The following is a 25,562-nucleotide window of genomic DNA, read 5'->3' as shown; positions in this document are numbered from 1 at the left end:
TCAGCGGATCGCGCCGACCCAGATCCCCGACGCCCACGCCTGCTGGTCACCATTGCAGCCGACCGAGCCAGGGAACCCGCGCACGACCGCCATGCAGTTCGCGAGGAACTCGGGGTCTCCGCCGAACATCGACTGGTACGAGCCCGACGAGGTCAGGGCGCCCCAGACCTTGAACTGGTAGATGTGCGCGAGCTCGTGTGCCATCGCCCACTTCAGCCGGTCGGAGCTCCAGTTCGAGATGTCGGCCCGGTACTTGATGTACCCGTTGCTGTTCGCGCAGGCGGGGGCCGTTCCCCCCGCGCACGACGACGACTCGTAGAGACCCACACCGCCGCCGCCGACCGCGTCCAGCGCAGCGCGCACGCGTGCAAAGCCGTCGGGTCCGCTCGACGACCAGGCCGGCCCCCCAGGAGCCGCGTACTGGACGGCTTCCCACGTGGTCACGTCCTCGCCGAGCTTGCCGATGAGGGCATGGACCGTGGCGGTCGCCGCCACGACCGTCGCCGGGTCCTTGCGCTCCGCGAGCACGGTCTGCTGGGCCGACAGCGCGGATGCCCGATGGGCGGCCGTATCGACCTTGCCCTCGGCACCCGCCATCGCGGCACCGAGCGCAGCGATCCCCTCGACGAACGCAGGGCGCACCTCGAGCAGCGCAGCGCGCGAGGCTGCGTCCTGCTCAGCGAGGTCGATCGCCCCCTCGAGGTGGTCGGTGCGCATCTGCGCGGTCCGCGTCGACTGCGTCAGCGCCTGCAGCTCGGCGATGGCGGCGGCTCTGTCCTCGTCGAGGGCCACGGCGCGGCCGACCACGCCTGCGGCAAGGAGGATCGCCGCGACCAGGGTGACCGAGAAGACTCTTCTGATCACGACGCTGCCGTCATGGGAGGAATCCCGTGGTGTCGGCGAGCTGCGTCTCCTGTTCGGCGATGGCCGTTCGCAGAGCCGTCAGTTGTTCGGCGAGCAGGTAGTTCGCATCCCGAGTCGCGTCGAGCTGGTCTTCGGCGCGCACGACCGCGGCTCGCGCCTCGGCGAGCGAGTCGACCCGCTGCTGATCCGCGACCATGACGAGCACCGTCCCGCCGATCAGCAGCAGGCCCCCGGTGACGACGGCGAGGCCCCTCATATCGCTCCCCAGACCAAGATGACTTTCCGGAACGATTCCGTACGGCCAAATATATCCTCGCGAGAGGTGTCGTTCTAGCGCACTGTCTCGCCCGCCGCGCTTCGGAAGCGACGGAGCCTGAGGCTGTTGAGCACGACGAACACACTCGAGAATGCCATCGCTGCACCGGCGAGCATCGGGTTGAGCAGGCCGAGAGCAGCGAGCGGAATCGCCGCGACGTTGTACGCGAGCGCCCAGAAGAGGTTGCCGCGGATGGTTCCGAGCGTGCGTCGAGCCAGCCGGATCGAGTCCACCGCACCCCAGAGGTCGCCCCGGACGAGCGTCAGATCGGATGCTTCGATCGCGGCATCCGTGCCTGTCCCCATCGCGATCCCGAGGTCGGACTGCGCCAGAGCCGCGGCGTCGTTGACGCCGTCCCCGACCATGGCGACGACGGCACCGCGCGCCTGCAGCGCGGTGATCACATCGACCTTGCCCTCGGGAAGGACCCCTGCGCGCACCTCGTCGATGCCCACGGCATCCGCGATGCTCCGCGCCGCGCGCTCGTTGTCGCCCGTGAGCAGCACCGGACGCAGACCGAGCCCGCGGAGGGCCGCGATCGCGTCAGCACTGGTGGGCTTGATCTGGTCAGCGACGACGAGGACGCCTCGCACTCGGCCGTCCCACGCCACGGCCACGGCCGTGCGTGCGTCCGCCTCGGCGCTGTCGAATGCCGCGGCGAGCATGCCGTCGAGCGGTAGCGCCCAGTCCTCGAGAAGTGAGGGTCGACCGGCGATCACGGCATGCGATTCCACGACCCCCGTGACACCACGGCCGGCGATGCTGCGGAAGTCGTGGACGGCGGGCAGATCGCCGATGCGCTCGGTGGCGCCCCGGACGATCGCCTGGGCGATGGGATGCTCGGATGCCTCTTCGACCGCAGCCGCATGGCGGAGAACCTCGGTGGCGTCTTCTCCGTCCGCGACGATCACCTCGACCAGCGTCATGCGCCCCGTGGTGACCGTGCCGGTCTTGTCGAGCACGATCGTGTCGACGCGGCGGGTCGATTCGAGCACCTCCGGACCCTTGATGAGCACGCCGAGCTGCGCTCCGCGTCCTGTGCCGACGAGCAGCGCCATCGGGGTCGCGAGTCCCAGAGCGCAGGGGCACGCGATGATCAGCACGGCCACGGCTGCGGTGAACGCGGCAGCCGCACCGCCCCCGATCAGCAACCACACGACGAGCGTGACGGCCGAGATCGCGAACACGATGGGTACGAAGACCGCCGAGAGACGGTCGGCGAGCCGCTGTGCCTCGGCCTTGCCGGACTGGGCCTCTTCGACGAGACGTGCCATGCGGGCGAGCTGGGTGTCGGCTCCGACGCGCGTCGCCGATACGAGCAGGCGACCGCCGACGTTGACGGTGGCGCCGGTGACCGAGTCGCCGGCTCGCACCTCGACCGGGATCGACTCGCCCGTGAGCATCGACGCGTCGACCGCAGACGCCCCCTCGCGCACGATTCCGTCGGTCGCGATCTTCTCGCCCGGGCGCACGACGAACACGTCCCCCACCCGGAGCCGCTCGAGCGGCACCCGCTCTTCCCGCCCCTCGCGCAGGACCGAGACGTCCTTGGCGCCGAGTTCTCCGAGCGCACGGAGTGCCGCACCGGCGCGACGCTTGGAGCGCTGCTCGAGGAAGCGTCCGAGCAGCAGGAACATGGTCACGCCGGCGGCGACCTCGAGGTAGATACTGCCGAGACCGTCACCTCGTTCGATCGTGAATCGGAACGGGTGGGTCATCCCCCACATGCCGGCGGTTCCGAAGAACAGCGCGTACAGCGACCAGAGGTAGGCCGCGCCGACGCCGACAGAGATGAGGGTGTCCATCGTGACGGCTCGGTGGCGTGCATTGAGGAAGGCGGCCCGGTGGAAGGGCCAGGCGGCCCAGGTGACGACCGGCGTGGCGAGAACCAGCGACGCCCACTGCCATCCCGGGAACTGCAGTGGTTCGGCCATCGCGAGGGCGATCACCGGGATCGCGAGCACCGCAGCCACGATGAGGCGGAGCCGCAGGCGACGGTACGCGGGGTCGATCTCGACGGACTCTGCCTCCCGTGGGAGCGCGGCCGCGTATCCCGTGCGGACGACCTCCGAGATGAGGTCGTCGACGGCGATGCCGGACTCGACCTGAACATGGGCCTTCTCGGTCGCATAGTTGACGGTGGCCGCCACCCCTTCCATGCGGTTGAGTCGCTTCTCGATCCTCGAGGCGCAGGACGCGCACGTCATGCCCTCGATCTCGAGGTCGTAGGTCACCGCTCCGCCTGACATGCTCACTCCTCAGGCGCGAGTGGCGCTGTAACCGGCCTCGTCGACAGCGGCCAGCACGGCTGCGTCGTCGAGCTCGGCGGTGGAGGTCACAGTCAGGCTGCCCGCTGCGGCGCTGACCTCGATGCCGGTCACGCCGTCGAGCTTCGCGACCTCGCTGCGGACCGAACCCTCGCAGTGCCCGCAGGTCATTCCGGTGACGGAGTAAATGGTGGTGCTCATTCGTGCGTTCCTTTCGGCTCTTCGTGCAGGATTGATACCCCCCTGGGGTATCCCTCCGATCACAACAGTACCCCGCGGAGGGGTATTCCCTCAACGCGAGGTTGCTCAGATGGAGTACGTCGGACTGCTGAGTCGTCGCTCAGCCGCTGCCTGGCCGCTGGCCAGGTGTCGCGGGATCAGCCATCTCAGCGTCTCGACGTCGCGGGCGACGACCGCTTCGAGGATCACACGGTGCTCCTCCGCCATGGCGAGCAGGTCATCGTGCTGTCCGAAGAGCCACCGCAGACGCGTGACGAACACGCCGATCAGCTCCCCGAGCATCTCGTTGCCGGCCAGCTCCGCCGAGATCTCATGGAACTCCCCCGCCGCGATGCGGGCAGCCTCGACGTCCCCCGCCTTCGACGCCGCGAGCTCGCGCTCGTAGGCCGCCTGCAGCCTCGCGATACCCGCGTCGTCATGACGCTCGGCAGCGAACACGAAGATGAGGGTCTCGATCGCCTCGCGCACCTCACCGAAGTCCTGGATGTCGCGGTGCGTGAATTCGCGCACGACGGCCCAGGTGCGGGGCCGCGCGACGACCACGCCCTCGCCGACGAGCGTGCGGATGGCCTCGCGCACCGGAAGTCGTGACACGTTGAGCTCGGCCGCGATATCTCGTTCGACGAGCCGGGATCCGGGCACGCGGCGGCCCAGGATGATGTCATCGCGCAGAATGCGCGTCACCCTCACCGACTCGAGTTCGCCGGCAGTCCCCACCCCCGCCATACCGTGATTGTCCCACTCGCGCACCGGTCCGACAAGTTTTGGTATCCCAACGGGGGTATTTGTTACGACCGCTCCCGTTCGACCCGTGAAGAAAGGGGGCGGATGCCACAGCATCCGCCCCCTCGATCCCCTCGATCAGGGCAGGCGGTTCGCGATCGCGAGGTTGGCCTCGAGCTCGTCGGCGTTCTGCTTCACGACGTAGGCGGGGCGATCGCGCTCGACGCGCCAGGATTCGCTGAGCGGACCGACGTTGACCGTATCGAAGCCGGCCTCGTCGTAGAAGCGCGTGACGAAGGCGACCGCCTCGGCGTCGTCGCCCGCGGTCGCCAGTGCACGGCGCCCCTCGGTGCCGGACGGGGTGCCGTCGGTCGTGATGTCGGCGGCGAAGATGTGATTGAAGGCCTTCGCGATGCGCGACGTCGGGAGCTGCTTCTGAAGGAGCTCCGAGGTCGTCGTCTCCCCCTTGTCGAGGGCCTCGATGTGGCCGTCGCGCTCGAAGTAGTAGTTGTTGGTGTCGAGCACGATCTTGCCCGCGAGCTGCTCGACGGGGAGGGCGTCGATCTTGCCGAGCGGCACCGTCACGACGACCGCGTCGCCCGCTTCTGCCGCCTCTGCAGCGGTCGCGGCCTTCGCCTGCGGGCCGAGCTCGGAGACCAGGTCTGCGAGCGTCTCCGGTCCGCGGGAGTTCGCGATCACGACGTCGTATCCGTTCGCCACCGCGACGCGCGCGACCTGGCTGCCGATGTGTCCTGCACCGATGATTCCGAGAGTTGTCATGCTCGGGCCAACGCCTGAGGCACCGGGCTATTCCCTCGGTGACGCCGCGTGTCGTGATCAGACGGCGAGCAGGAAGCGCTCTTCCACGCGGCGATAACCCAGGCTCTCGTAGAGACGGATGGCACCGGTGTTGAACCCGAAGACGTGCAGACCGATCGAGTCGGCTCCGAGCCGTGCGGCCTCCCGTTCGGCCGCATGCATGACATCGCGACCGTAGCCCTTGCGCCGCTGATCGTCGGCGATCTCGATGTCGAGGATGAATCCGTGCGGGCGTCCGCCGCGAGAGCGGACGCCGATCCACAGCACCCCCACCTCGACACCGTCGACCTCGGCGGTGAACAGCTCCTGGCCTTCCGATGCGACACCGTCGGGCAGCTCCAGCTGCATCTGCCGGTGGGACTCGACCGCCGCATCCTCAGCCGAGTACCGGCCGGAGGCGGCGAGGTCCTCGGCGAAGGCGGCCTCGGATGCCGTGGCGAAACTCGTGAAGCGCTCTGCCGTCATGGGCTTCACGACGACGCGCGAGTCCGTCTCTCGCGCCGGGAGCGGTTCGAGGAGCATCTGGATCGAGGCGACCTCGAATCCACCCCGCTCGACGAACGCGCGACTCTCGCTGTCAGAGGCGTAGACGCCCATGCTGATCCGATCGACCTGCTGCTTGCGGGCGAGAGCCTGCAGCTCGTCGAGCAACGCGCCTCGCTGCGCGACGCTCGGCGCGATTCCGAAGGAGAGATCCACGACGAAGAGGACGCCGTTGTTGGCGGCGAGCCAGGTGGTTCCCAGCCGCGTACCGTCTTCCTCGATCTCGAGGATCAGCGAGGTCGGCGTCTCGTGTCCTTCCGCGAGCAGTTCGGCGAGGAACTCGTCGACGCGGGCGGCGGCGTCGTCGCCGACGAACATCCCCGAGTCCTGCCTGAGAGCGATCAGACGCTCGCGCGTCGCCCCGAGCCAGTCGTCGAAGCGGTCTGCGCCGAGAGGATTCAGAAGAAGAGGCATGGTTCCATCCTGCACCTCACGGAGCCGGTCTCACGCCCTGCGCCTCATGCCTGCGCCTCATGCCTTGTGCAGGGCGTCCTCCACGGCGACCCAGGCCAGCATCGCGCACTTCACCCGTGCCACGTACCGCGAGACGCCGCCGAGGGCTGCGACATCACCGAGGAGCTCCTCGTCCGGCTCGATCTTGCCGCGCGAGCGCATCGCCTCGCGGAACGACGCGATACGGATCTCCAGCTCCTCGACCGTCAGTCCCTCGGCGAGCTCTGCGAGAAGCGAGGCGGATGCCTGCGAGATGGCGCAGCCGTGCCCCTCCCACGCGATCGCCTCGATGCTGCCGTCACCGGCTCGATGCACCTGCAGGGTCACCTCGTCACCGCAGGTCGGGTTCACCTGGTGCGACTGCGCCGCGATCTCGCCGCGGAGCCCGAACCCGTGCGGGGTGCGGGAGTGGTCGAGGATGAGTTCCTGGTACAGGTTCTGCAGGTCGCTCATGCGCCCCTCCGGAAGAAGTCGATGGCACCCTGGACGCCGTCGAGCACGGCGTCGATCTCGGCATCGGTCGTGTAGAGATACGTGCTCGCCCTGGTCGACGAGGTGACGCCGAGGCGTCGGTGCAGCGGCTGCGCGCAGTGGTGCCCGACGCGCACGGCGATTCCGCGGTCGTCGAGGAACTGGCCGAGGTCGTGCGAATGGATGCCGTCGACGTCGAAGCTCGCGAGCCCCACCCGTGGCAGGTCGATGCCGGCGCCGAGCACGCGCACGCCGTCGATGGCCGTGAGCCCCTCGACGAGACGCGCCCCGAAGGCGGCCTCGTGCGCGGCGATGCGCGGCATTCCGACAGCGCTCAGATAGTCGATCGCCGCGGCGAGCGCGACCGCCTGCGACACCCTCTGCGTGCCGGCTTCGAAGCGCTGAGGCGGTGGCAGGTACGTGGCCTCCGTCGTCGTGACGGTGGTGATCATCGACCCGCCGGTGAGGAACGGCGGCATGGCCTCGAGCAGCTCACGACGACCGTAGAGTGCGCCGATGCCGGTCGGGCCGAGCATCTTGTGCCCGGAAAGCACCGCGAAGTCGACATCGAGCTCTCGGACGTTCACCGGCAGATGCGGTGCCGACTGGCAGGCGTCGAGGACCACGAACGCGCCGACGGCTCGCGCCAGTGCGACGAGCTGCTCGACGGGGTTGATCACACCGAGCACGTTCGACACGTGGGTGAATGCGACGAGTTTCGTGCGCTCGCCGATCAGCTCGGCGGCGACGTCGAGGCGCAGCGCGCCGTCATCGTCGAGCGGGATCACCCGCAGGGTCGCCCCCGTGCGCGCCGCGAGCTCCTGCCAAGGGATCAGGTTGGCGTGGTGCTCCATCTCGGTCGTGACGATCTCGTCGCCCTCGCGCAGGCGGAGGCGCTCGGCGGCCGCTCCCCCTCGTCCGAGGGAGGCGTTGGAGATCGAATAGGCGATGAGGTTGAGCGCCTCCGTGGCGTTGGAGGTCCAGACGATCTCGCCCTCGTCGGCGCCGATGAACCGCGCGACGGTGGCGCGAGCATCCTCGAAGATCTCCGTGGCCTCGGCCGCGAGCGTGTGGGCTCCGCGGTGCACGGCCGCATTGAGCGTCGTCGCGAACGTGCGCTCCGCGTCGAGCACCGCGAACGGACGCTGCGATGTGGCACCCGAGTCGAGGTACGAGAGCGGATGCCCGTTGACCTCGACCTGCAGGATCGGGAAGTCCTCGCGCAGGCGCCGCACCTCGGCATCCGTCAGTGGGCCGTCGCTCGGCGGGGCGATCACGTCGGCGCCCGGAGAAGTGCTCATCCTTCTAGCTTCTCATCTGGTGCGCCGAGTGGGGTCACGACCGCAGGCAGGCCGGCGGTCAGGGAGAGACGAGGACGTCCTCGACCTGCGCGAGCCCGAGTGCCCCCGTCACCGGATCGACGTAGCGGACGGTGATCTGACCCAGCCCCGGCCGGACGTCGAGCACCGACACGACGGTGGATGCCTCCGTCAGCACGACGCTCGTCGCCGCCTCGCCGTCGATGGACACGGACACCGTCGATCCGGAGATTCCCTGAAGTAGGAGACTGATGTCGTCTCGTGCCCCATCGCCGTCTGCGTCGATGCGCGGGATGAACGTGTCGGAGACCTCGGCGAGCGACGGAGTCTCGAAGGAGAAGGGACCGATCGGAGCGCTGACCGTCTGCTCTCCGGTGAGCGCGGTATGGCGAACGGAGATGGACATGCCCTGATGGAGAGCCTCGACATCGGGAACAACCGAGAATTCACCGGCGGAATCGACGACGGTGGACGCGATGACAAGGCCCGCTTCGTCGAGGATCTCGACCTCGGCACCCGCGGCACCGGTCCCGACGAGGGCGGTGGGGACGATCATCGGTGTCGAGACGCTCCACTCGACCGTCACAGGAAGGACGACGGGCTCCTCGAGCGGAGGCTCCTCGACCGTGGGTTCCTCGACCGGGGCCGCTGGCGGCAGCCTCTGCGGCTGGGATCGCGGTTCCGGCGCAGCCGTCGAGGCCGCGACCTCCTGCGGAGCCGGCGGGGAGGCGATCCGATCAGGGCTGATCTCGGCGTCGGGCCGGGGGTCAAGAACCGTTTCGGGTGATTCAGGCGTTACCGGCGGCACCGGCGGATCCGTCGGTGCCGGCGCCGCGACCGGAGCGGGGGACTCGACGACGAGGCCGCCCGGCGGCGACGACTCGGCGCCGGGTTCTGCCTTCGGAGAGAGTTGGGCGGCGACCGCGATCGCCGCGACGACGACGGCCGCAACGGCGACCGCTCCGCCCACGAGCAGCCACGGGGCTGCTCCCCTGGGGAGCATGCCGACCGAGACCGTTGCCATGACCGGCGCCGGAGTCGCGGCGGAGTACGCCGCCGCGGCCGGGCCACCGATGATCGCCGGCAGCAGCAGCGCGCGCAGCTTGGACGACGCCTGAGCGACCTCCGTGCTCGCCATCGTGCAGCGGCGGCAGTTCTCGAGGTGCATCTCGAACCGCGACCTGTCGGCTCGCGAAACCTGACGCCTGCGTCCCTGGGCGACGATGCGCTCGCACGCCCATCGGCATTCCGCGTCGCGCCCTGGCTCGTCGATGTGCGCATTCAGCCAGGCGACCTTGAATCCTTCGCGAGCCCGCGAGGCCAGCACCGAGACGGCGTTCGGAGTCATGCCCATCAGAGGTGCGATCTCGCGCGGCTTCATCCCCTCGACCTCGAGGTACCAGAGAAGGGTGCGCCAGCGCTCGGGCAGATCCTTGAACGCCGCCGTCAGCAGCGCCTTGTCGGAGAGGATGTCGAGGGAGTCGTCGGAGCCGTCGACCGGCAGCTCGTCGAGGTATTCGAGGGTGAGGTCCTTCTGCTTGCCTCCCCAGGTCGCGGCTGCACTGCGCACCGCGGCGAACAGGTAGGGACGGAACGCCTCGGTCGGGCCCCCGCCGTTGCGGATCGCGCTGAAGGTCTTCGCGAAGGCCTCGCTGACGAGGTCGTCGGGGTCGATCGAGCTCGTGATGGCTCTGGCGGCGCGCAGCGCCGCCGGGGAATGGCGCTCCCAGAGCATCCCGTACGCCCTGTTGTCCCCGTCGCGGGTGGCGCGCACGAGATCGTCGTCGCTCGTGTCGGGGTCGAGGCGAGTACGGATGACGGTCGACGGCAGCACGGTCATGATCGGCCTTCCTTCACCGCGATGCGCCGTGATGCGCGCAGGTCGAGTATCCCGACGCTCACTGCGCTGCCTCGATCGCTGCGATCGCGGCGTCGAGACGCGGGCCCGTCGAATCCACCAGCGTGCACGGCATCTCCTCGACGCGGGTCACCCCGAGGAAGCCCATGACCGTGAGGAGCTCATCGTGGAGCACCTCGAACGCGCGCTCGACACCGGGTTGCGCACCTGCCGCCAGTCCCAGTGCGAACGGCCGACCGGCCGCGGCGGCATCCGCCCCGAGCAGGAGCGCCTTCGCGATGTCGGAACCACGCCGCATTCCCCCGTCGACGATCACGGCCGCGCGCCCGTCGATGGCGTCGACGACGCCCGGAAGAGCCTCGATCGTGGCCTGCTGACTGTCGAACTGACGGCCGCCGTGGTTCGAGACGAACACTCCGTCTGCGCCGTGCTCGACGGCGAGGCGTGCGTCTTCGGGCGTCATGACGCCCTTGACGACGATGTTGCCCGTCCAGCTGCTGCGCAGCCGGGCGATGTCGTCCCACGTGGCCGTCTGATTCTCGTTGCGTTCCATCCAGGCTTCCATCTCGCGCATGCGGATGGCTCGCCCGTCGATGCGGTAGTTGCCCCACGTCATCGACCTGCCCAGAAGCCACCGCATCACCCACCCGGGATGCAGCGCGGTGTTCACGACGTCGCGGACAGGCGGTCGCGGCGGCATGGCCGTGCCATGACGGAGGTCTCGGTCGCGCTTGCTCGACACGGCGACGTCGCCCGCGACGACCAGGGTGTCGATTCCGAGCGCCCGCGCCCGATCGATGTGTCGGCGGGTCTCGTCGGCATCGTTCCAGAAGGCGATCTGCGCCCACACGCGTTTCGGGGCGGCATCGGTCACCTCTTCGAGCGAGCAGCCGGACCAGGGGCTGTGCACGAACACACTGCCTGCGGTCGCGGCTGCCCGCGCGATGGCCACGTCGGCGTCGGGGTGACACACCGTCAGAAGACCCATGGGGGACACGACCAGGGGAAGGTCGAGTCGGGTTCCGAGGATGCTGGTCGCCGCGTGGCGCTGCGAGGTGTCGACGAGCACCCGCTGGGGAAGCAGGTGCGCGTCGAGTGCCTCACGGTTGCGTCGAAGGGTGAGCTCGTCGAGAGCTCCTCCCTCGATGAAGTCGAAGACCATCGCCGGCAGGCGCCGGCGAGCACGGATCCTGAGGTCCTCGATGCTGTGGATGTTGCGCACGTCATGCTCCTGTGTGGTGTGGATGTCAGTGCAGGATTCGGGAGAGGAAGGCCTGGGTGCGTTCGTGCTGAGGACGCGCGAGCACGTCTTCGGGCGATCCGCTCTCCACGACGACACCGCCAGCCATGAAGACGACCTGATCGCTGACCTCCCGGGCGAAGCCGAGCTCGTGGGTGACGACCATCATGGTCATCCCCTCGGCGGCGAGATCGCGCATGACGGCCAGCACCTCGCCGACGAGTTCGGGGTCGAGCGCCGAGGTCGGCTCGTCGAACAGCATCAGCTTCGGCTTCATGGCCAGCGCCCGCGCGATCGCGATGCGCTGCTGCTGCCCGCCGGAGAGCTCCTGCGGGTACGACGACGCCTTGTCGGCGAGGCCGACACGCTCGAGCAGCACCTTCGCCTCGCGCACGACCTCACCGCGGGCACGGCCGAGAACCTGGGTCGGCCCCTCGATCACGTTCTCCAGCACCGTGCGGTGCGGGAACAGGTTGAAACGCTGGAACACCATGCCGGTGTGACGCCGCGTCTTCGCGATCGCGGACTCCTTCGCCTCGATCAGCCGACCGCGGTGACGCGTGGCTCCGACGAGCTCGCCGTCGACGAGGATGATCCCCGCATCGACCGTCTCAAGGCGGTTCACGCAGCGCAGCAGCGTCGTCTTGCCCGACCCGCTGGGGCCGATCAGACAGGTCACCGAGCCCGTGGGAATCTGCAGCGACACGTCTTCGAGCACGGTGTTGTGTCCGAAGGCCTTCCGCACTCCGCGGATCTCGACCATGTTGCGCGTCATGCGACCGGCTCCTTCGACTTCTTGACGCGGGCTGTCCGTCGTGGGGTGAAGCCCCGGCCGTAACGCTCTTCGAGGCGGGACTGCACGATGCTCAGGACCGTGGTCAGCACCAGGTACCAGATGCATGCGACGAGCAGCAGCGGGATCACCTCGTAGTTGAGCGAGTAGATCGATTGCACGGCGTAGAGGAGATCGGATATCGCGAGCACGCTGACGAGCGATGTGCCCTTGAGCATCGAGATGACCTGGTTCCCCGTGGGCGGGATCACCACTCGCATCGCCTGAGGCAGGACCACCCGGCGGAGCATCTTCGATCGCGTCATGCCGAGCGCTCGCCCGGCATCCAGCTGCCCCTCGTCGACCGACGAGATTCCGCTGCGGATGATCTCGGCCATATAGGCCGCCTCGTTCAGCGACAGGCCGAGCAGAGCGGCGCCGAGGGGCGTGATCAGCACGTTGGCCGAGCCCAGCACGATGCTCGGGCCGCCGAACGGCAAGCCGAACGCGATGACCGGGTAGAGCGCCGCGATGTTGTACCAGAAGATGAGCTGCACCAGCAGCGGAGTGCCGCGGAAGAACCAGACGTAAGCACCGCTCACTCCGGCGAAGACGGGGTTTCCCGAGACGCGCATGATGGCGAGCACGACGCCGAGGATGATGCCCGCCGTCATCGAGACGACCGTGAGCACGAGCGTGAGCAGCATGCCCTGGAGCACCTGCGGATCGAAGAGATAGGCGCCGACGACGGGCCAGCCGAATCGCGGGTTGGTCGCGACGTCGATCAGGAAGAACGCCACGAACAGGCAGAGCAGCACACCGCCGATGAGGATGCCGAAGCGGCGCCTCTTGTGCACCTCCAGCGAACTGAGCGTGCGCTGCAGTCCGGTCACCTCTCCTGCGGGCTCTCCCGCCGAAGCGGCACCCTTGTCGATGATGGTCATGTCGATCAGCCCTGGGCCGCGTTGACTCGCGCCTCGGTGATGGCCATGGACTCGAGACCGTAGTCGGCGAGAAGTTCCTCGTATTCCGGAGAGGCGATGATCGCGCTCATCGCTGCGGCGACCGCATCGAGGGTGCCCGCGTCATGGGGGATGCCCACTGCCACGGGGGCGAAATCGTTCTCGTCGCCGACCTCGAGCTTCGAGTCCTGCGCGACCGCGTAGCCGAGGATCGGCGAATCCGCGTAGACGACGTCGGCTCGTTCGCTGAGGAGTGCGGAGACCGCCTGTCTGGTGTCCTGGAACTGCAGGATCTCCAGCGGCTTCTCGCCCGCGTCCTCACACGCCTGGTCGAACCCTGGGACGTTGACGGTGAGCTGGTACGAGCCCTTGAGCACCGCGACACGCTTGCCGCACAGGCCGTCGAACGCGATCTTCTGCGGATTGCCCGCAGGCACGGCGAGCGCGCTGCCCATCTGCACGTAGTCGACGAAGTCGAGCTGCTCCATGCGCTCCTCGGTCGGCGTCATCGACGACACCGTGAGGTCGTACCGTCCGGCGCTCATGCCAGGGATGATGGTGTCGAACGTGGTCACCTCGATGTCGAGATCGAGACCGAGGGCTCCTGCGAGCAGGCGCGCGATGTCGGGGTTGATCCCCGTCATGTCCTGCGTGCCCTCGCGGTAGAACTGGGTCGGCGGCTCGTTCGTGGGGATCGCCACTCGGAGTGTTCCGCCGTCCTTCAGCTCGTCCGGCAGCAGCGCCACGGCATCCGCCACCGGGTCCATGGTGATCTCGTCGGCGCTCGGAGCCGGAGTCGCCTGCGCGGCGCAGCCGCCGAGCAGGATCGCCGCGCCGAAGGCCGCGAGGGCCGCCGTCGAGCGGCGTCGAAGGTCGTGAGTACTGTTCATGTGAGCGTCCTCTGTGAGGGGGCGACGTTGCCCGGAATCCATCTGCGCGTGTGACGTGCGAGAAGAGGAGATGGTCGGATATCTCGCGAGGTGCCCCGTCGACCTCGTACTCTCAGTCTTACGGGTAACCGATCTGACTGATATGTGGGTTCCTCCGGAAGTTCCCTTTTCTGAATGGAGAAGATTACATGGCCGTACTTCTGGACTCGGGCGCTTCCGGAGCCCCGACACTGCTCGAAGCCCTGCTCGTCACGGACGGAGCTCTCTCGACTCGCACAGCCGACTCCGACGCGGAGACGACCGCGTTCAGCGGAGTGGACTTCTACGACCCTGCTCTCGACGTGACGGAGTATCGCGATCAGATCGTGCTCGGCGCCGGAGTGTCGGAGGCAGAGCTGCCCGCCGTCGCTGCGCAGCTCGCGGCGGCCGGCGCGGCGGCACTGATCGTCCGCCGCGCGCTGCCGGTCGACATCTCGAGCGAGGCTCCCGAATGGCCCCTGGCGCTGCCGCTGCTCCACCACCTCGAGGGCGACTGGGCGCAGCTCGCGAACGTGCTGCGGTCGCTCCTCAGCCCGCACTCGGTCGGCCACGTGACGGGGGTGCGCCTCGGTGACCTGTTCGGACTCGCGAACGCGCTGGCGACGCTGTCTGAAGGAGCGGTGAGCATCGTCGATTCGACCGGCCAGGTCGTGGGGTACTCGACCCACAGCGAGCAGCCGATCGACGACATCCGGCGCCGCACCACGCTTCTGCTGCAGGAGGAGATCCCCATCTCCTCCGACACGGAGTATCAGTCGCTTCTCCGTGCGCCCGATGCCAGGCACTTCCCGTCCGAGACCGACCAGTTCGGTCGGGTCGGCATCGCGGTGCGTGCGTCCGGCGAGCTTCTCGGATCGATCTGGGTGATCCAGATCGATCCGGCGCTCGCCCCGCGCACGAAGGTCCTGCTCGAGGAGATGGAGCCGATCGCCGCGCAGCACCTGCTGCGCGCACGCGAAGACGCCGCGGATCGTGACCAGCGCAACTCGGGGCTGCTTCGCATGCTGCTCGAGGACGACCGGCACGCCCGAAGTGCCGCGTCGCAGCTTCTGATCCGTCCGGAGGCCGGCTGCACGGTCGTGTGCTTCCGTGTCGACACCTTCGACCAGGTCGAGGCGATGCGGGGCCTGCATCGTCTGCTGCACCTCGCGATCAGCGTGTCGAGTGCCGCGTTCCCCGGATCCCACAGTGCGGTGATCGGGACACAGGTCGTGACCCTGATCCCCGGCTCGATCGCTGCGCGCGCGCATACGTTCGCGCATTCGGTCATCCGAACCGACACCGCTCTGATCGCCGGCATCGGCACCCGTGCGTACGACGTGAACGGCATCGCCCGCTCGCATCGAGAGGCCGGCGCGACCGCCGGCGTGCTGATGAGCTCTCCGATCGCCGACGACCGCCACAGGCAGACCCGGATCGCCACGTTCGACGAGATGCGCGACCGGCTCGCCATCCTTCAGGTCACCGACCTGATCGAGGGCCTCGACGCCGCCGTCGGCGACTCGGCGAGCATCCTCGCCGAGCACGATGCCGCACAGGGCACGGATCTGTCTCGAACCATGCGCATCTATCTCGATCACCTCGGGAGTGTGCGAGAGACCGCCGCCGCGCTGCACGTTCACCAGAACACCGTGCGATACCGGCTGGAAGTCGTGCGCAACGACCTGGGCATCGATCTCGACTCACCGGACACGCGGCTGTGGCTGTGGCTGCGCCTGTCGGTCGCCTCCCGCTCCGCGCGCTGACCGCTCATCCGACACCTCGGGGTACCGCGACCGACACTCCGGACCGCCCCGACGTCGGATCGATGTAGCGGGCTGCGACGGTCGGCGTCCCGGCTCCGACGTCGAACAGGATCAGCTCATCGACGCCCTGGGGCATTCTCACGATCTGGGAACGCCCCTGCTGGTCGAGAAGTTCGACCCACGCACCCGGCGCCGCGCGGAGGCGGAGGCAATCGCGCTCGAGAGCGGACGGCACACGGCACTGCTCGTCGTCGCCGACGATGATCGCCGGGACTGCGAAGGAGAGCGGACCGATCGCCTGCGCCCACCGTGTGATGCCGGTCTGGGGATCCTCGTGCCGCACCCTCACCGTCATGCCCTGACGAAGTCGGTCACCGGACACGTCGAGCACGAACGTCCCGTCGTCGGCGACCGACTCCGCGTCGATGGTCGCACCGGCCTCGTCGACCACACTCACGATCGCACCCGGTGACCCCGTGCCCTCGATCCGCCCCGGCACCAGGGAGTCCTGCGCGATCGACCGGGTGATATCGAATTCGTCGGGCTCTTCGGACAGGGAGTCGACCGCCGGCGGATCGGCCGACGCCCTCGGCGACGATGTCGGCTGCGGTGTCGGCTGCGGGGTCGGGGGCTGCGTCGGGGCATGCGTCGGCCTCGGCACGGCCGTCGCGGAATCCGCGGACGGTGCTTCGGCCGGGACAGACGTGCCGTCCGCCTCCACGGCGTCTGGCTGGACTTCGACGGTCAGCAGGTGCTGGGCACCGGGGCTCGGGAGCGTCCCGCGCATCGTGGGATCCGTCGCACGCGCCAGCCGCTCGTCGGCATCCGCCTGCGGGTGATCCTCGACGGGTCCGGATGCCCCGGCGTTCGACGATCTGTCTTCGTGACCGCCCACGTCGGGGAGGCTGAGCACGCTCCCGGCAAACACGACCGCCCCGATCACGGCGACGGTCGTCGCAGCCAGTGCGGCGAGACCGCTCATCGGAAGCGAGGCGGACGAGCTCGCGTGCGCAGCGACTCCGGCGGTCGAGGCGACAGTGGGGGCGGGCTCTGACGCGGGCGTCCCCGCATGCTCGAACCAGGGTCCGAGGGCGCTCGCGTCGTCAGGCGCCACATCGGCGGCGACCGACGGCGCGTCCGTCGCTGCGTAGAGTCCCGCCGCGACACCGCCGAGCATCGCCGCAGGCAGGATCGACCGGAGCCTCTGCGAGACCGTGTCGATCTCGGCCGCGACGAGCTGGCATCCGCGGCAGCTGCCCATGTGGGTGCGGAAGCGTGCAACGTCATCGCCCCGCACCGGACACTCACGCTGCGCCACGATGCGTTCGCAGAACCAGCGGCAGTCCTCGGAGCGAGAGGGATCGCGGATGTGCGCCTGCAGCCACGCCCGGCGGAAGCTGTCGCGTGCGCGGAGCGCAAGGGCAGACACCGCATTGGGGGTGAGCCCCATGAGAGGCGCGAGTTCTCGTGGCTTCATGCCCTCGACCTCGAGATACCACAGCAGCGTCCGGTGCCTCGCAGAGAGCTTTCCGAAGACCTCGGCCACGCTCGACCGCTCCGAGATCCTCTCTATGGGGTCTCCCGCATCCGACGCCAGGTCCTGCTCGGAGATCACCTCGATCGACAGCATCCCGGATCCGCGTGACCATCGCGCGGCGGTGTTTCGGAGCGTTGCGAGGAGATACGGACGGAAGGCGTCGCTGGGTCCACCACCGGCTTTCGTCACGCGAAGGATCGACGCGAAGGCCTCGCTCACGAGGTCGTCGGGGTCTGCCGACGGTGAGATCGCACGTGCGGCTCGGCGGGCTGAGTCGACGTGACGCCGCCACAGCAGCGCGAAGTCCCCGATGTCCCCACCACGCACCGCAGCGATGATCTGATCGTCTGAGGGCTCCGTGAGCTCGGCGTCGTCGCTGTCGAGGGGCGTGGGGGGATTCATGCTGCTCCGGGGGTGATGAATGAGGGACGAGGCGTTGGGGGTGCCTCGTCCCTCCGACTCTCGTGAGAGTCGATTCCGCAGTGCGTGAGTCGGCCGGGGAGGCGTCGATTCTCGCGAAGCGGCGCGTCGGGCGGGAGTCCGACGCAAGGCCGATGGCCATACTCACAAGACCCGGACGGGGGCGAATCGTGACGGACGCGCTCGGAATAGACGTGCAGGGAGGGCATCAATCAGCGTTCTGCTGAGGCGCCACCGGCGCGAGCGCGAGGAAGCGCATCTTGTTCTCGCCGTAGAAGCAGGTCTGCACCATGAACTCCCCGGACATCCCGACGAGCTCTTCGACGTTCGACCACTTCGGCGTGTGTCTCTCCTCGACGACCTCATAGACGATGTCGGAGCCTGCCACCATGACCCGTTGACCGATCTCCCAGCCCAGGATGACGTCTCCCCCGCAGTTGTTGTGTGCCGCGAACAGGGGCAGGACCGCATCGACGCGATAGCTGACCATCTCGGTGAACGTTCCGTCGCAGTGGTCGAGCTCGACCATGCCGCCTGCGGCACCGAGCCTGATCACAGGCAGCTCGTCGGGCGCGACGATCTGGTGCAGCTGCTTCTGCACGGCGACTTTGATGTCGCCGGTCACTCTGTCGACCGTTTCAGGGGCGAACGTCGATGCGGCGAGGAAGGCCACGCCGAGCCCGACCAGCACGATGCTGCAGCCCAGCAGGCCGATCCGTCGTCGACGGTGGCGCAGACGGGACGGCTTACGGCCTGTCTCGGGCTCGACCTCGTCGACGCGGCGTTCTTCGATACCGGCAGTCACGACGGAGGCGTCCGTTCGACGTGAGTCTCGCGCCGCGGCGATCGCCCGTGCTCGCGGGAGCGCGGTGAAGGGCTGCGACGATCGCGAGCCCGGCGCGGCTTGACGACGATGAAGGTGAGCACCGGAACCGCGATGACGAGCAGCACCCACCACGGCAGACCCGCGGGGCCCGTCGCATCCTCGATCGTGGTGATGGCCGTCTCATCCGACGGCGCGTCGATGCGCTCGGCGCGCACCAGAAGACGATGAGTGTTGACGCCTGTCGGCGTGCACGTCACGAGGGTGATGTAGTCCTTGCCCGACTCCTGGCGCAGTGCCTCGGTGTCGTCCGGCAGAACGGTCGTGGTCTGATCGACCTCGTAATAGAGATCTTCTCCCAGGGTGGTGACGACGATGACGTCACCCTCGACCAGCTCGTCGATGTCGTCGAACAGAGTCGCCTGCACGAAGCCGTTGTGGCCAGTGAGCACGGAGTGCGTCCCTGCCCCGCCCACAGGGAGCGACGAGCCGTAGAGGTGGCCGATGCCACGGGAGAGCGTCTCTTCGCTCGTGCCGTGGAAGATCGGCAGGTCGACATCGATCTTCGGTATCCGCACGCGGGCCATCGCGTCAGTGCCGTCGGTGCTCAGCGTGTCGAAGTACGCGGCGGCGCCGTCGCCGATGGCGGTCTGCTGGCCGTCCGCACCGAGCGCGTACGGATCACGCAACGGTCCGGTCGGAAGATTCTCGTTGTACGCATCCGCATCCGCGAGCATGTCGGTGATCGCGTCGTCGGGAACCTGCTCGACCGACTGGACGTATCCGTCGACCTCGGTGTCGTGGCTCCACGCCGAGAACCACGACGCGGCAGTCGGGTACACCAGGACCACGATTCCGACGGTCGCGATGAGCATGACGATCGTCTGGCTCCATCCCCAGCGCGCACGCCGCGCGGGGACCCGCGGGGTCGGTGTCGTGCGGGCATCCGGAGCGGATGCGTCGATGAGCGTCATGCGGAACTCTCTGTGTGTATGTCGATCAGGGGCTGAAGGCGAACCGTGCGGAGACGAATGGGCCGTGCGGGGGAAGGGACCTCAACACCTCCCCCGCACGGCCGGTCTTCGTATTACGCCTCGATGCCGGCCTTGCGGCGGCTGCGGACGGCGAGGAGCACTGCTCCACCGAGCAGCAGGACGCCACCGGCCAGGAACAGGGTCGTGCCGGCGCCACCGGTCAGCGGCAGCTTGAATCCGGCGTTCGACGGGACGTTGACGACCTCGAGGTCGATGCCGACGGCCGAGGTGGCCTCCGTCACGGTGAACTCGATGGGAGCTGCGAGCAGCTCGTAGCCGTCAGGGGCGACGATCTCGGCGAGCCAGTAGGTCTGGTAGCCGTCTTCGCCGGCAGCGACAGCGGCGTTGTCGGCCCAGTCGGAGTAGCGCAGACCCGAGATGGTCACGGTGCCGTCTGCGGCCACGGCGAACTCGGTCGCTCCGCCGAGCACGATGGCGTTCGTGCCGTCGATCGCATCCTGCTGAGTCGGGTAAACCGAGAACACAGCGCCGGTCAGCGCAGCGCCGGCCTTGTCGGTCTTCTCGACCGTGATGTCGCCCCACTTGGTGATGACCTCAGGGGTCACGACGGGTCCGCCGGGCTCGCCGGGAGCGACCGTGTACGAACCGAGGTTCGGGTAGAGCACCGCGGTGTTCGCGATCTCGCCGACCGTGTTGACCGTAGCCGTGAGAACGACCTGCACCTGAGTCTCCGGGTGAGCGGCGAGCACTGCGAGGCCGGATGCGGTGAACTCCACCGTGACCGTGTTGGTCGCAGCGTCCAGGACGACCGTGTAGTCGGTCGTGGCGAGAGCCGTGCCATCGAGGAGTGTCACTGCGGCGCTGACGTAGTCGAGCTTGGCGTCGAGCGTGTCGACGACCTTGTAGCCGTCGATGACGGCGACGTTCGGGATGTCGGTCGTGATCGTGAAGTCGATCTCGTCGCCGAGCTTGACGTCCTCGGAGTCCTCCACGGTCTTCGTGGCCTCGGTGAGAGCGTTCTTCGGGTAGACGTGCACGTCGTACAGCCAGGTGCTGTCATCGGCGGGGTCGGTGAGAGGCACGGTCACGAGGAACGGTGCGACGGCGGTCGATCCGCTCAGCGGTGCGGTCTCGACGACGAAGTACAGACCGAGGTCGAGGTTCGCGAGAGCGATCTCGCCATTGGCGTCGGTCAGCGTCTGTCCGCCGACGGCGCTGGCGGTGTAGCCGGCGGCCGTGATGTCGGCGACGCTGTCGGGAGCGAGGTCCGCGAGGTCATTGGCGTCGATCCAGCCCTGGTTGCTGGTGAGGTCGATGGTGTCGACCTTGTAGACCGTGAAGCCCACGCCCGGGAGCGGTGCCAGAGCGACGTTCTGCTCGGTTCCGTCGTTCGGGAGCCCCGTAGGTGTCTCGGGTGCCTCGAACTTGTGGATCGTCAGCGAGCCGGTCGCGTCAGGGTCGACGAGGTTGGGCGTCGCAGCACTCGCAGGTGCAGCGAGGGTCAGTGCGGCGACGCCTGCGGCAAGCAGACCCGCTGCGACGCGGGAGCCGCGCCTGTTGTTCTCGTTGTTCACTGTGTCTCTCTCTCGGTAATCCAGGTCGCCCTGGAGGTCTTCGGATGGTGGTGAGCTGGTGCAGATCAGATCTGCGGGTCTTCGGTATCGGCGCGTGCGCCGCGGCGACGGATCCAGAGTGCGAATCCACCTGCGCCCAGCACGATCAGGGAACCGGCGAGGATGTAGGGCAGCGCGCCCGTCCCTCCGGTGGTCGGGAGCTCCATCGCGGGCACGTCGTGCACCGTGATCGTCTGCCCGGCCGCCGTGACCGCCTCATCTCCCCCGGCCGTGATGCTCACGGTGCGGTCGGGGTTGATGGTGAACTTCACCGGGGCTGCGAGCAGGCTGAACCCGTCGGGCGCCGTCAGCTCGCTCAGCCAGTACGTGCCGGCGGGAATGCTGTCGATCTGGAACAGACCGGTCTCGACGTCGCCGATCGTGAACGGCAGGGCCGCTCCAGGCTCACCCGCGACGTCTTCGAGCACTGCGAACGACGATCCGTCCATGCGCACCCAGGCGTCGGCGTCCGACTCGCCGAGCTTCTCGATCTGCAGCGGGATCCGGAACGGTTCGACCGGCGTCTCGGTGCGGTCCTCGTTCGAGCGCACCGGCCCGTTGTCGGGGTCGGTGCCCGTCGAGTAGGCCGTGTTGATCACGAGCTTCGTGTCGACATCCGCCTGATCGATGACGTACGGCGCGTTCGCGACGCAGTGCGCGACCTGGGTCGGCGCGATCGTCGTCGGCGTGCAGGTGACGGTGATGCTGCGCTGCGTCAGCCGGTCGTCGACCACCGTGATGTTCGCGACGGTGACGTTTCCGGTGTTGGTGACGTCGAACGCGTACATGATGTGGTCACCGAGCCCGGTCACGCCGTCCTGATCGACGTCGACGACCGATGCCGTCTTGTCGAGCAGGAGCGCGGGAGTCCAGACTGCGGGGATGATCTCGTCGTCCGTGTCGGTGACGTTCGGTCCGACCGCAGGCGTTCCGGTGGCGCGAGCGACGTTCGTCAGGGGTGCGTTGTCGAGGTCGGCCTGCTGCACCACGTACGTGGCCGTGCAGGTCATCGTGGCACCGCTGGCGAGCGTGGAGCCCTGAACCGGCGTGCACGACAGGGTCGTCATGTCGCCCGCGCCCGAGAACGTGTCCTCGGTGATCTGCACGTTCGTGAGGTTCGTATTGAGCGTCGTGTTGGTCGGCGCCTTGGGCGTCGTGTTGGTCGCCACGAACGAGTAAGTGATGACGTCACCCACCTTGGTGAAGACCTTGTCCGGGTCGGTGTCGCTCGTCGCGGCGACTCCGTTCACGGCGGTGATGCGCTTGACGAGGTCGATCGACGGCTGGATGACCTCGAGCGAGGCATTGGCCGGCGGGTTGAGGTTCGTGGTGATGTTGGCCGGACCGTTGATGTAGGTGCCGTTGACCGTGGAGGTCACGTCGACCGTGATCGTGCACGAGGCCTGACCGAGGGCGAGATCGCCGCCGGTGATCCCGACCGACGTGCCGCCGGCGGGTGCCGTCACCGCGTAGGGCGCTCCCGCCGTGCTCGCGCAGGTGCCGCCGACGTTCGGCACGGCGGCGATCCTCAGGTTCGCCGGCAGTGCGTCCGTGATGAACCAGTCGTTCTTGGCCATGAGGTCGGTGGTGTTGGTGACGGTCAGCGTCATCTTCGACGTGGTGCCGTTGAGGATCAGCGTCGGGCTGAACGCCTTGTCGAGCTGAGGCGTGACGTCGACGATCTGCGGGAGGTCGAACGCGACGTCGTTGCCGCTTCCCGTCGTCGTGGCGTTGTACAGCTCGAGCCCGAGGTTCGCCGTCGTGCCGACCGGCACCATGTAGGCGGCCGACTGCAGCTTCGCCACCTGGGTCTGCCACGGAGTCGGAGACGCCGGGTCGCACGGATTCAGCCCGGAGCTGAGCACGATGGGGGTCCCGTTGACGATCAGGCTGAACCGCTCACTGGGTGCGGCTGCCGGGCAGTTCACGGCGGCGAAGTACGCCGAGACGGCGTAGTAGTGCCCGCCGATGGCCGGGATGGTGTTGACCGTGCGGAACTGGGTACCGGCCGCGATCGTGCCGGTCGTCGAGTTCGTGTACGACGTGAGCACCTGGTTCGTCGCCGCCTGAGTCGTGGTCTGCCCCTGCGCGACACCGAGGGCGCGGGCCATTCCCTGCAGCACCGGCCAGGTCGACGTCACGTTGTTCAGACACCCGAGGTCGGTGATCGGGGCCGCCGGCGTCGTGCCGCTCATGACCCAGCCGTTGCACTGGTTTCCCGCCGGCGTGTACTGCGTCGAGGCCGTGTAGGTGGAGTTCGCAGCGGCTGCACCACCCGTGTAGTTCAGGATGCTGATCGGCAGCAGGGACGCGTTCTGGTTCGAGAAGTTCTCCGTGTAGACGGGCGTCCCCGCCTGCGGGATGCCAGGCGTGCCGGGAACCGTGGCCGCAGCGGTGAGGCCGGAGTTCGGGGCCAGCGTTGCGCCGGCGACGAGTATGCCTGCGACCGCGAGCACGCCGAGCAGTCGAGTGAGCGCCCGTCGGCGCGGCGCGACAGCGACGCGTGCAGAGCGCCCCGTCGAGCGGTGGTGTGAGCGGATGCCCATATGTGTCCCAATCCCGGCGCACGCCGTGCTCGGCCGCGTACGGCGAAGCGACGACGGCGTGAGCCTGTCCCCAGAAGTGCGTGTGTGTATTCCCCTGTGACGTGCAGCCCAGAAAGGCTGCCCATCACATACCCAGACCTCCGCGAGGAGCTTTTATGACGATCTCGCGAAAACTTTCTGATCGGATGCCGCAGAGCTGCCCTAGGCTCGGCAGCATGTTCAGCGCCGACACTCTTCTGACGTTCGTCGTCGCGGCGTTCATCATGGTCGTGATCCCCGGGCCGACCGTGCTCTTCACGATCGGCAGAGCCATGGCCCTGGGCAGGGTCGGCGGCTTCCTGAGCATCCTGGGCACCGCGATCGGATCGGTGCTGCTCGTCGTCGGCGTCGCCTTGGGCGTCGGCACCGTGGTGGCGCAGTCGATCGTGCTGTTCACGATCGTCAAGGTCCTCGGCGCCGGCTACCTCGTGTTCCTGGGGATCCAGGCGATCAGGCACCGCAAGGACGCGGCGAAGGCGATGACGGGAGACGTGGCGAGTCGCTCAGGACTGCGGTTGCTGGGCGAAGGATTCGTCGTCGGCGTCACGAACCCCAAATCGATCGCTTTCTTCCTGGCGATCCTGCCGCAGTTCGTCGACCTTCACGCAGGATCGGTGCCGATGCAGCTCTTGGTGCTCGGGGTGATCGTCGTCGCGATCGGTGTGGCGTGCGACGCGATCTGGGTGCTGCTCGCGAGCGCGGCGCGGGACTGGTTCGGTCACTCGCCGCGACGTATCGAGGCGATGAGCGCGACCGGCGGAGGCCTCATGATCGGGCTCGGCGCGTTCCTGCTGCTCTGGAGCGAGAAGCCCTCGGGCGCCTGACGCCCGGAATCACATCCGGGCGTAGCGCGCGCGAACCATCGAGAAGATGCCGTAGATCGCGAGTCCCGCGCCGACGAGCCACAGCAGGAGCCTCCCGAACGGCAGGTCGGTGAGACTGCGCAGCGCGGCGTCGAGGCCCGCGGCCTTCTCCGGGTCCTGCGTCCACGCCGCCACCACGAACAGCACGCCTGTGACCGCGACCGCGATGCCCTTGGCGATGTAGCCCGCGACCCCGAGTGCGATGATTCCCGGGTGGGCAGCGCCCGTCGGCACATCCATCGTCTTCTCGAATCCCCGCGTGAACCCGATGACGATGAACCCGACCCCGACTCCTGCCACGCTGAGTCCCAGGACGATGAGCAGCACCACCCCGCCGGGCGCGGAGAGCACCACTGCGCTGAGGGCCTGCGAGGTCTTCTCGGACTCGACCGTGCCTCCGAAAGCGAAGATCAGCGCGAGCCCTGCGATCACCAGGTACGCCAACGCGATTCCGATCAGCTTCACCCGCTGCCCCCACTTGCGTGGTTCCTCACCCGAGGCGAGCATCCCGCTCGCGACCTGCCAGATCGCCAGTGCGATCAACGCAGCGGCGACCGCTGCGAGCAGCAGTCCCCCGATGGGGGTGGAGCGGATCTGCTCCATGGCGCCGTCCTGATCGGCATCGCCGCCGCCGCCGGAAGCGATCGAGATCGCGATGGCGCCGATGATGATGTGCACCACCCCCACCATGACGAAGCCCGTCCGCGCCACACGGCGGAAGGCGTCGGAGCGCTGCGCCGTGCGCGCGGCATCCTTCGGAGAGGAGGTCATCCGTGCAGGATATCGCCGTGTCGGGAGTCGGCGGAGGGGCTTGCATCCGCACAGTCACCGAGCAGTCGACGGTCGGCCTCGTCGTCGTAGCGCTCCTGGGCATCGAGAACCTCCTCGACGTGCGATTCCGCCCAGAGCTGCAGAGCCTGCAGTGGTTCATGCAACGTTCGACCGAGCGGGGTGAGGCGGTAGCGTGCATGCCCGTCGTCGTCCACGGCGCGCACGAGCATGCCGTCACGATCGAGGGCGCGAAGAGTGTCGACCAGGACCTTCTTCGTGATCCCCTCCACCTTGCGATGCAGCTCGCCGAACCGCAAAGGCTGCTCGTGCAAGAGGATCACGATCATCGCCGTCCACTTGTTGGCCACCCGCGCCAGCGACGCCCGCGACGGGCAGCTCGACGAGAACACGGTCCACTCGGGGCTCATCCGCTC

23 protein-coding genes are annotated in these 25,562 nt (G+C 68.2%); 2 read left to right on the top strand and 21 right to left on the bottom strand.

Annotated elements, in window-relative coordinates; genetic code table 11:
* The 14 genes from RQG77_RS11560 to RQG77_RS11495 form a co-directional block, all read right to left on the bottom strand.
* The gene (locus tag RQG77_RS11560; protein WP_311244849.1) at nucleotides 1–864 is read right to left on the bottom strand and encodes a hypothetical protein; all 864 of its coding nucleotides are present in this window, start codon (nucleotides 862–864) and stop codon (nucleotides 1–3) included.
* A gap of 10 nt (nucleotides 865–874) precedes the next feature.
* Nucleotides 875–1,120, bottom strand: coding sequence for a hypothetical protein (locus RQG77_RS11555; RefSeq protein WP_311244848.1), 246 nt, complete (start codon nucleotides 1,118–1,120; stop codon nucleotides 875–877).
* 74 nt (nucleotides 1,121–1,194) lie between these two features.
* Nucleotides 1,195–3,429: a heavy metal translocating P-type ATPase gene (locus tag RQG77_RS11550; RefSeq protein WP_311244847.1), complete on the bottom strand. Its 2,235-nt coding sequence runs from the start codon at nucleotides 3,427–3,429 to the stop codon at nucleotides 1,195–1,197.
* Nucleotides 3,430–3,438: 9 nt separating this feature from the next.
* Nucleotides 3,439–3,648, bottom strand: coding sequence for a heavy metal-associated domain-containing protein (locus tag RQG77_RS11545; protein WP_311244846.1), 210 nt, complete (start codon nucleotides 3,646–3,648; stop codon nucleotides 3,439–3,441).
* Between the two features lie 105 nt (nucleotides 3,649–3,753).
* Nucleotides 3,754–4,413, bottom strand: coding sequence for a GntR family transcriptional regulator (locus RQG77_RS11540; RefSeq protein ID WP_311244845.1), 660 nt, complete (start codon nucleotides 4,411–4,413; stop codon nucleotides 3,754–3,756).
* Nucleotides 4,414–4,548: 135 nt separating this feature from the next.
* The gene (locus tag RQG77_RS11535; RefSeq protein ID WP_311244844.1) at nucleotides 4,549–5,190 is read right to left on the bottom strand and encodes an NAD(P)-binding domain-containing protein; all 642 of its coding nucleotides are present in this window, start codon (nucleotides 5,188–5,190) and stop codon (nucleotides 4,549–4,551) included.
* A gap of 57 nt (nucleotides 5,191–5,247) precedes the next feature.
* Nucleotides 5,248–6,186, bottom strand: a complete 939-nt coding sequence (locus tag RQG77_RS11530) for a GNAT family N-acetyltransferase (RefSeq protein WP_311244843.1) — start codon at nucleotides 6,184–6,186, stop codon at nucleotides 5,248–5,250.
* 57 nt (nucleotides 6,187–6,243) lie between these two features.
* On the bottom strand, nucleotides 6,244–6,678 hold the full coding sequence (gene sufU, locus RQG77_RS11525; protein WP_056309693.1) for a Fe-S cluster assembly sulfur transfer protein SufU: 435 nt from the start codon (nucleotides 6,676–6,678) through the stop codon (nucleotides 6,244–6,246).
* Complete coding sequence (locus RQG77_RS11520; protein WP_311244842.1) at nucleotides 6,675–7,997, bottom strand: SufS family cysteine desulfurase; 1,323 nt, start codon at nucleotides 7,995–7,997, stop codon at nucleotides 6,675–6,677. The genes sufU and RQG77_RS11520 overlap by 4 nt, the downstream gene beginning before the upstream one ends.
* Nucleotides 7,998–8,055: 58 nt before the next feature.
* On the bottom strand, nucleotides 8,056–9,855 hold the full coding sequence (locus RQG77_RS11515) for a sigma-70 family RNA polymerase sigma factor (RefSeq protein ID WP_311244841.1): 1,800 nt from the start codon (nucleotides 9,853–9,855) through the stop codon (nucleotides 8,056–8,058).
* Nucleotides 9,856–9,913: 58 nt separating this feature from the next.
* Nucleotides 9,914–11,095: an alpha-hydroxy acid oxidase gene (locus tag RQG77_RS11510; RefSeq protein WP_311244840.1), complete on the bottom strand. Its 1,182-nt coding sequence runs from the start codon at nucleotides 11,093–11,095 to the stop codon at nucleotides 9,914–9,916.
* Between the two features lie 25 nt (nucleotides 11,096–11,120).
* On the bottom strand, nucleotides 11,121–11,888 hold the full coding sequence (locus RQG77_RS11505; protein ID WP_311244839.1) for an amino acid ABC transporter ATP-binding protein: 768 nt from the start codon (nucleotides 11,886–11,888) through the stop codon (nucleotides 11,121–11,123).
* Nucleotides 11,885–12,829, bottom strand: a complete 945-nt coding sequence (locus tag RQG77_RS11500) for an amino acid ABC transporter permease (RefSeq protein WP_311244838.1) — start codon at nucleotides 12,827–12,829, stop codon at nucleotides 11,885–11,887. Before RQG77_RS11500 ends, RQG77_RS11505 begins: the two co-directional genes overlap by 4 nt.
* Nucleotides 12,830–12,834: 5 nt before the next feature.
* Nucleotides 12,835–13,737 carry a transporter substrate-binding domain-containing protein gene (locus RQG77_RS11495; protein WP_311244837.1) on the bottom strand — a complete coding sequence of 301 codons (903 nt, stop codon included), beginning with the start codon at nucleotides 13,735–13,737 and terminating at the stop codon, nucleotides 12,835–12,837.
* Nucleotides 13,738–13,925: 188 nt separating this feature from the next.
* Here RQG77_RS11495 and RQG77_RS11490 point away from each other — a divergent pair, with 188 nt between their 5' ends.
* Nucleotides 13,926–15,521: a helix-turn-helix domain-containing protein gene (locus tag RQG77_RS11490; protein WP_311244836.1), complete on the top strand. Its 1,596-nt coding sequence runs from the start codon at nucleotides 13,926–13,928 to the stop codon at nucleotides 15,519–15,521.
* Nucleotides 15,522–15,525: 4 nt separating this feature from the next.
* Here the strand turns inward: RQG77_RS11490 and RQG77_RS11485 are convergent, their stop codons facing one another.
* The 5 genes from RQG77_RS11485 to RQG77_RS11465 form a co-directional block, all read right to left on the bottom strand.
* A complete protein-coding gene (locus tag RQG77_RS11485; protein ID WP_311244835.1) occupies nucleotides 15,526–17,460 on the bottom strand; it encodes a sigma-70 family RNA polymerase sigma factor in 1,935 nt (644 codons plus the stop codon).
* Nucleotides 17,461–17,686: 226 nt separating this feature from the next.
* Nucleotides 17,687–18,283 (bottom strand): hypothetical protein, encoded by a 597-nt coding sequence (locus tag RQG77_RS11480; RefSeq protein ID WP_311244834.1) that lies wholly within the window; start codon nucleotides 18,281–18,283, stop codon nucleotides 17,687–17,689.
* On the bottom strand, nucleotides 18,280–19,275 hold the full coding sequence (locus tag RQG77_RS11475; protein WP_311244833.1) for a class C sortase: 996 nt from the start codon (nucleotides 19,273–19,275) through the stop codon (nucleotides 18,280–18,282). Before RQG77_RS11475 ends, RQG77_RS11480 begins: the two co-directional genes overlap by 4 nt.
* A gap of 113 nt (nucleotides 19,276–19,388) precedes the next feature.
* Nucleotides 19,389–20,870 (bottom strand): SpaH/EbpB family LPXTG-anchored major pilin, encoded by a 1,482-nt coding sequence (locus RQG77_RS11470; protein ID WP_311244832.1) that lies wholly within the window; start codon nucleotides 20,868–20,870, stop codon nucleotides 19,389–19,391.
* Nucleotides 20,871–20,935: 65 nt separating this feature from the next.
* On the bottom strand, nucleotides 20,936–23,455 hold the full coding sequence (locus tag RQG77_RS11465; RefSeq protein ID WP_311244831.1) for a SpaA isopeptide-forming pilin-related protein: 2,520 nt from the start codon (nucleotides 23,453–23,455) through the stop codon (nucleotides 20,936–20,938).
* Between the two features lie 215 nt (nucleotides 23,456–23,670).
* Here RQG77_RS11465 and RQG77_RS11460 point away from each other — a divergent pair, with 215 nt between their 5' ends.
* Complete coding sequence (locus tag RQG77_RS11460) at nucleotides 23,671–24,318, top strand: LysE family translocator (RefSeq protein ID WP_311244830.1); 648 nt, start codon at nucleotides 23,671–23,673, stop codon at nucleotides 24,316–24,318.
* A 9-nt stretch (nucleotides 24,319–24,327) separates the two neighbouring features.
* Here the strand turns inward: RQG77_RS11460 and RQG77_RS11455 are convergent, their stop codons facing one another.
* Nucleotides 24,328–25,128 (bottom strand): DUF1206 domain-containing protein, encoded by an 801-nt coding sequence (locus RQG77_RS11455; RefSeq protein WP_311244829.1) that lies wholly within the window; start codon nucleotides 25,126–25,128, stop codon nucleotides 24,328–24,330.
* Nucleotides 25,125–25,556 (bottom strand): helix-turn-helix domain-containing protein, encoded by a 432-nt coding sequence (locus tag RQG77_RS11450; protein WP_311244828.1) that lies wholly within the window; start codon nucleotides 25,554–25,556, stop codon nucleotides 25,125–25,127. The genes RQG77_RS11455 and RQG77_RS11450 overlap by 4 nt, the downstream gene beginning before the upstream one ends.
* Between the last annotated feature and the right edge of the window lie 6 nt (nucleotides 25,557–25,562).

It is taken from the genome of Microbacterium sp. WCS2018Hpa-23, from assembly GCF_031843845.1.
Classification (GTDB): domain Bacteria; phylum Actinomycetota; class Actinomycetes; order Actinomycetales; family Microbacteriaceae; genus Microbacterium.
Note: the sequence above shows the minus strand (reverse complement) of the source record. Positions and strands in the feature narration are given on the sequence as shown.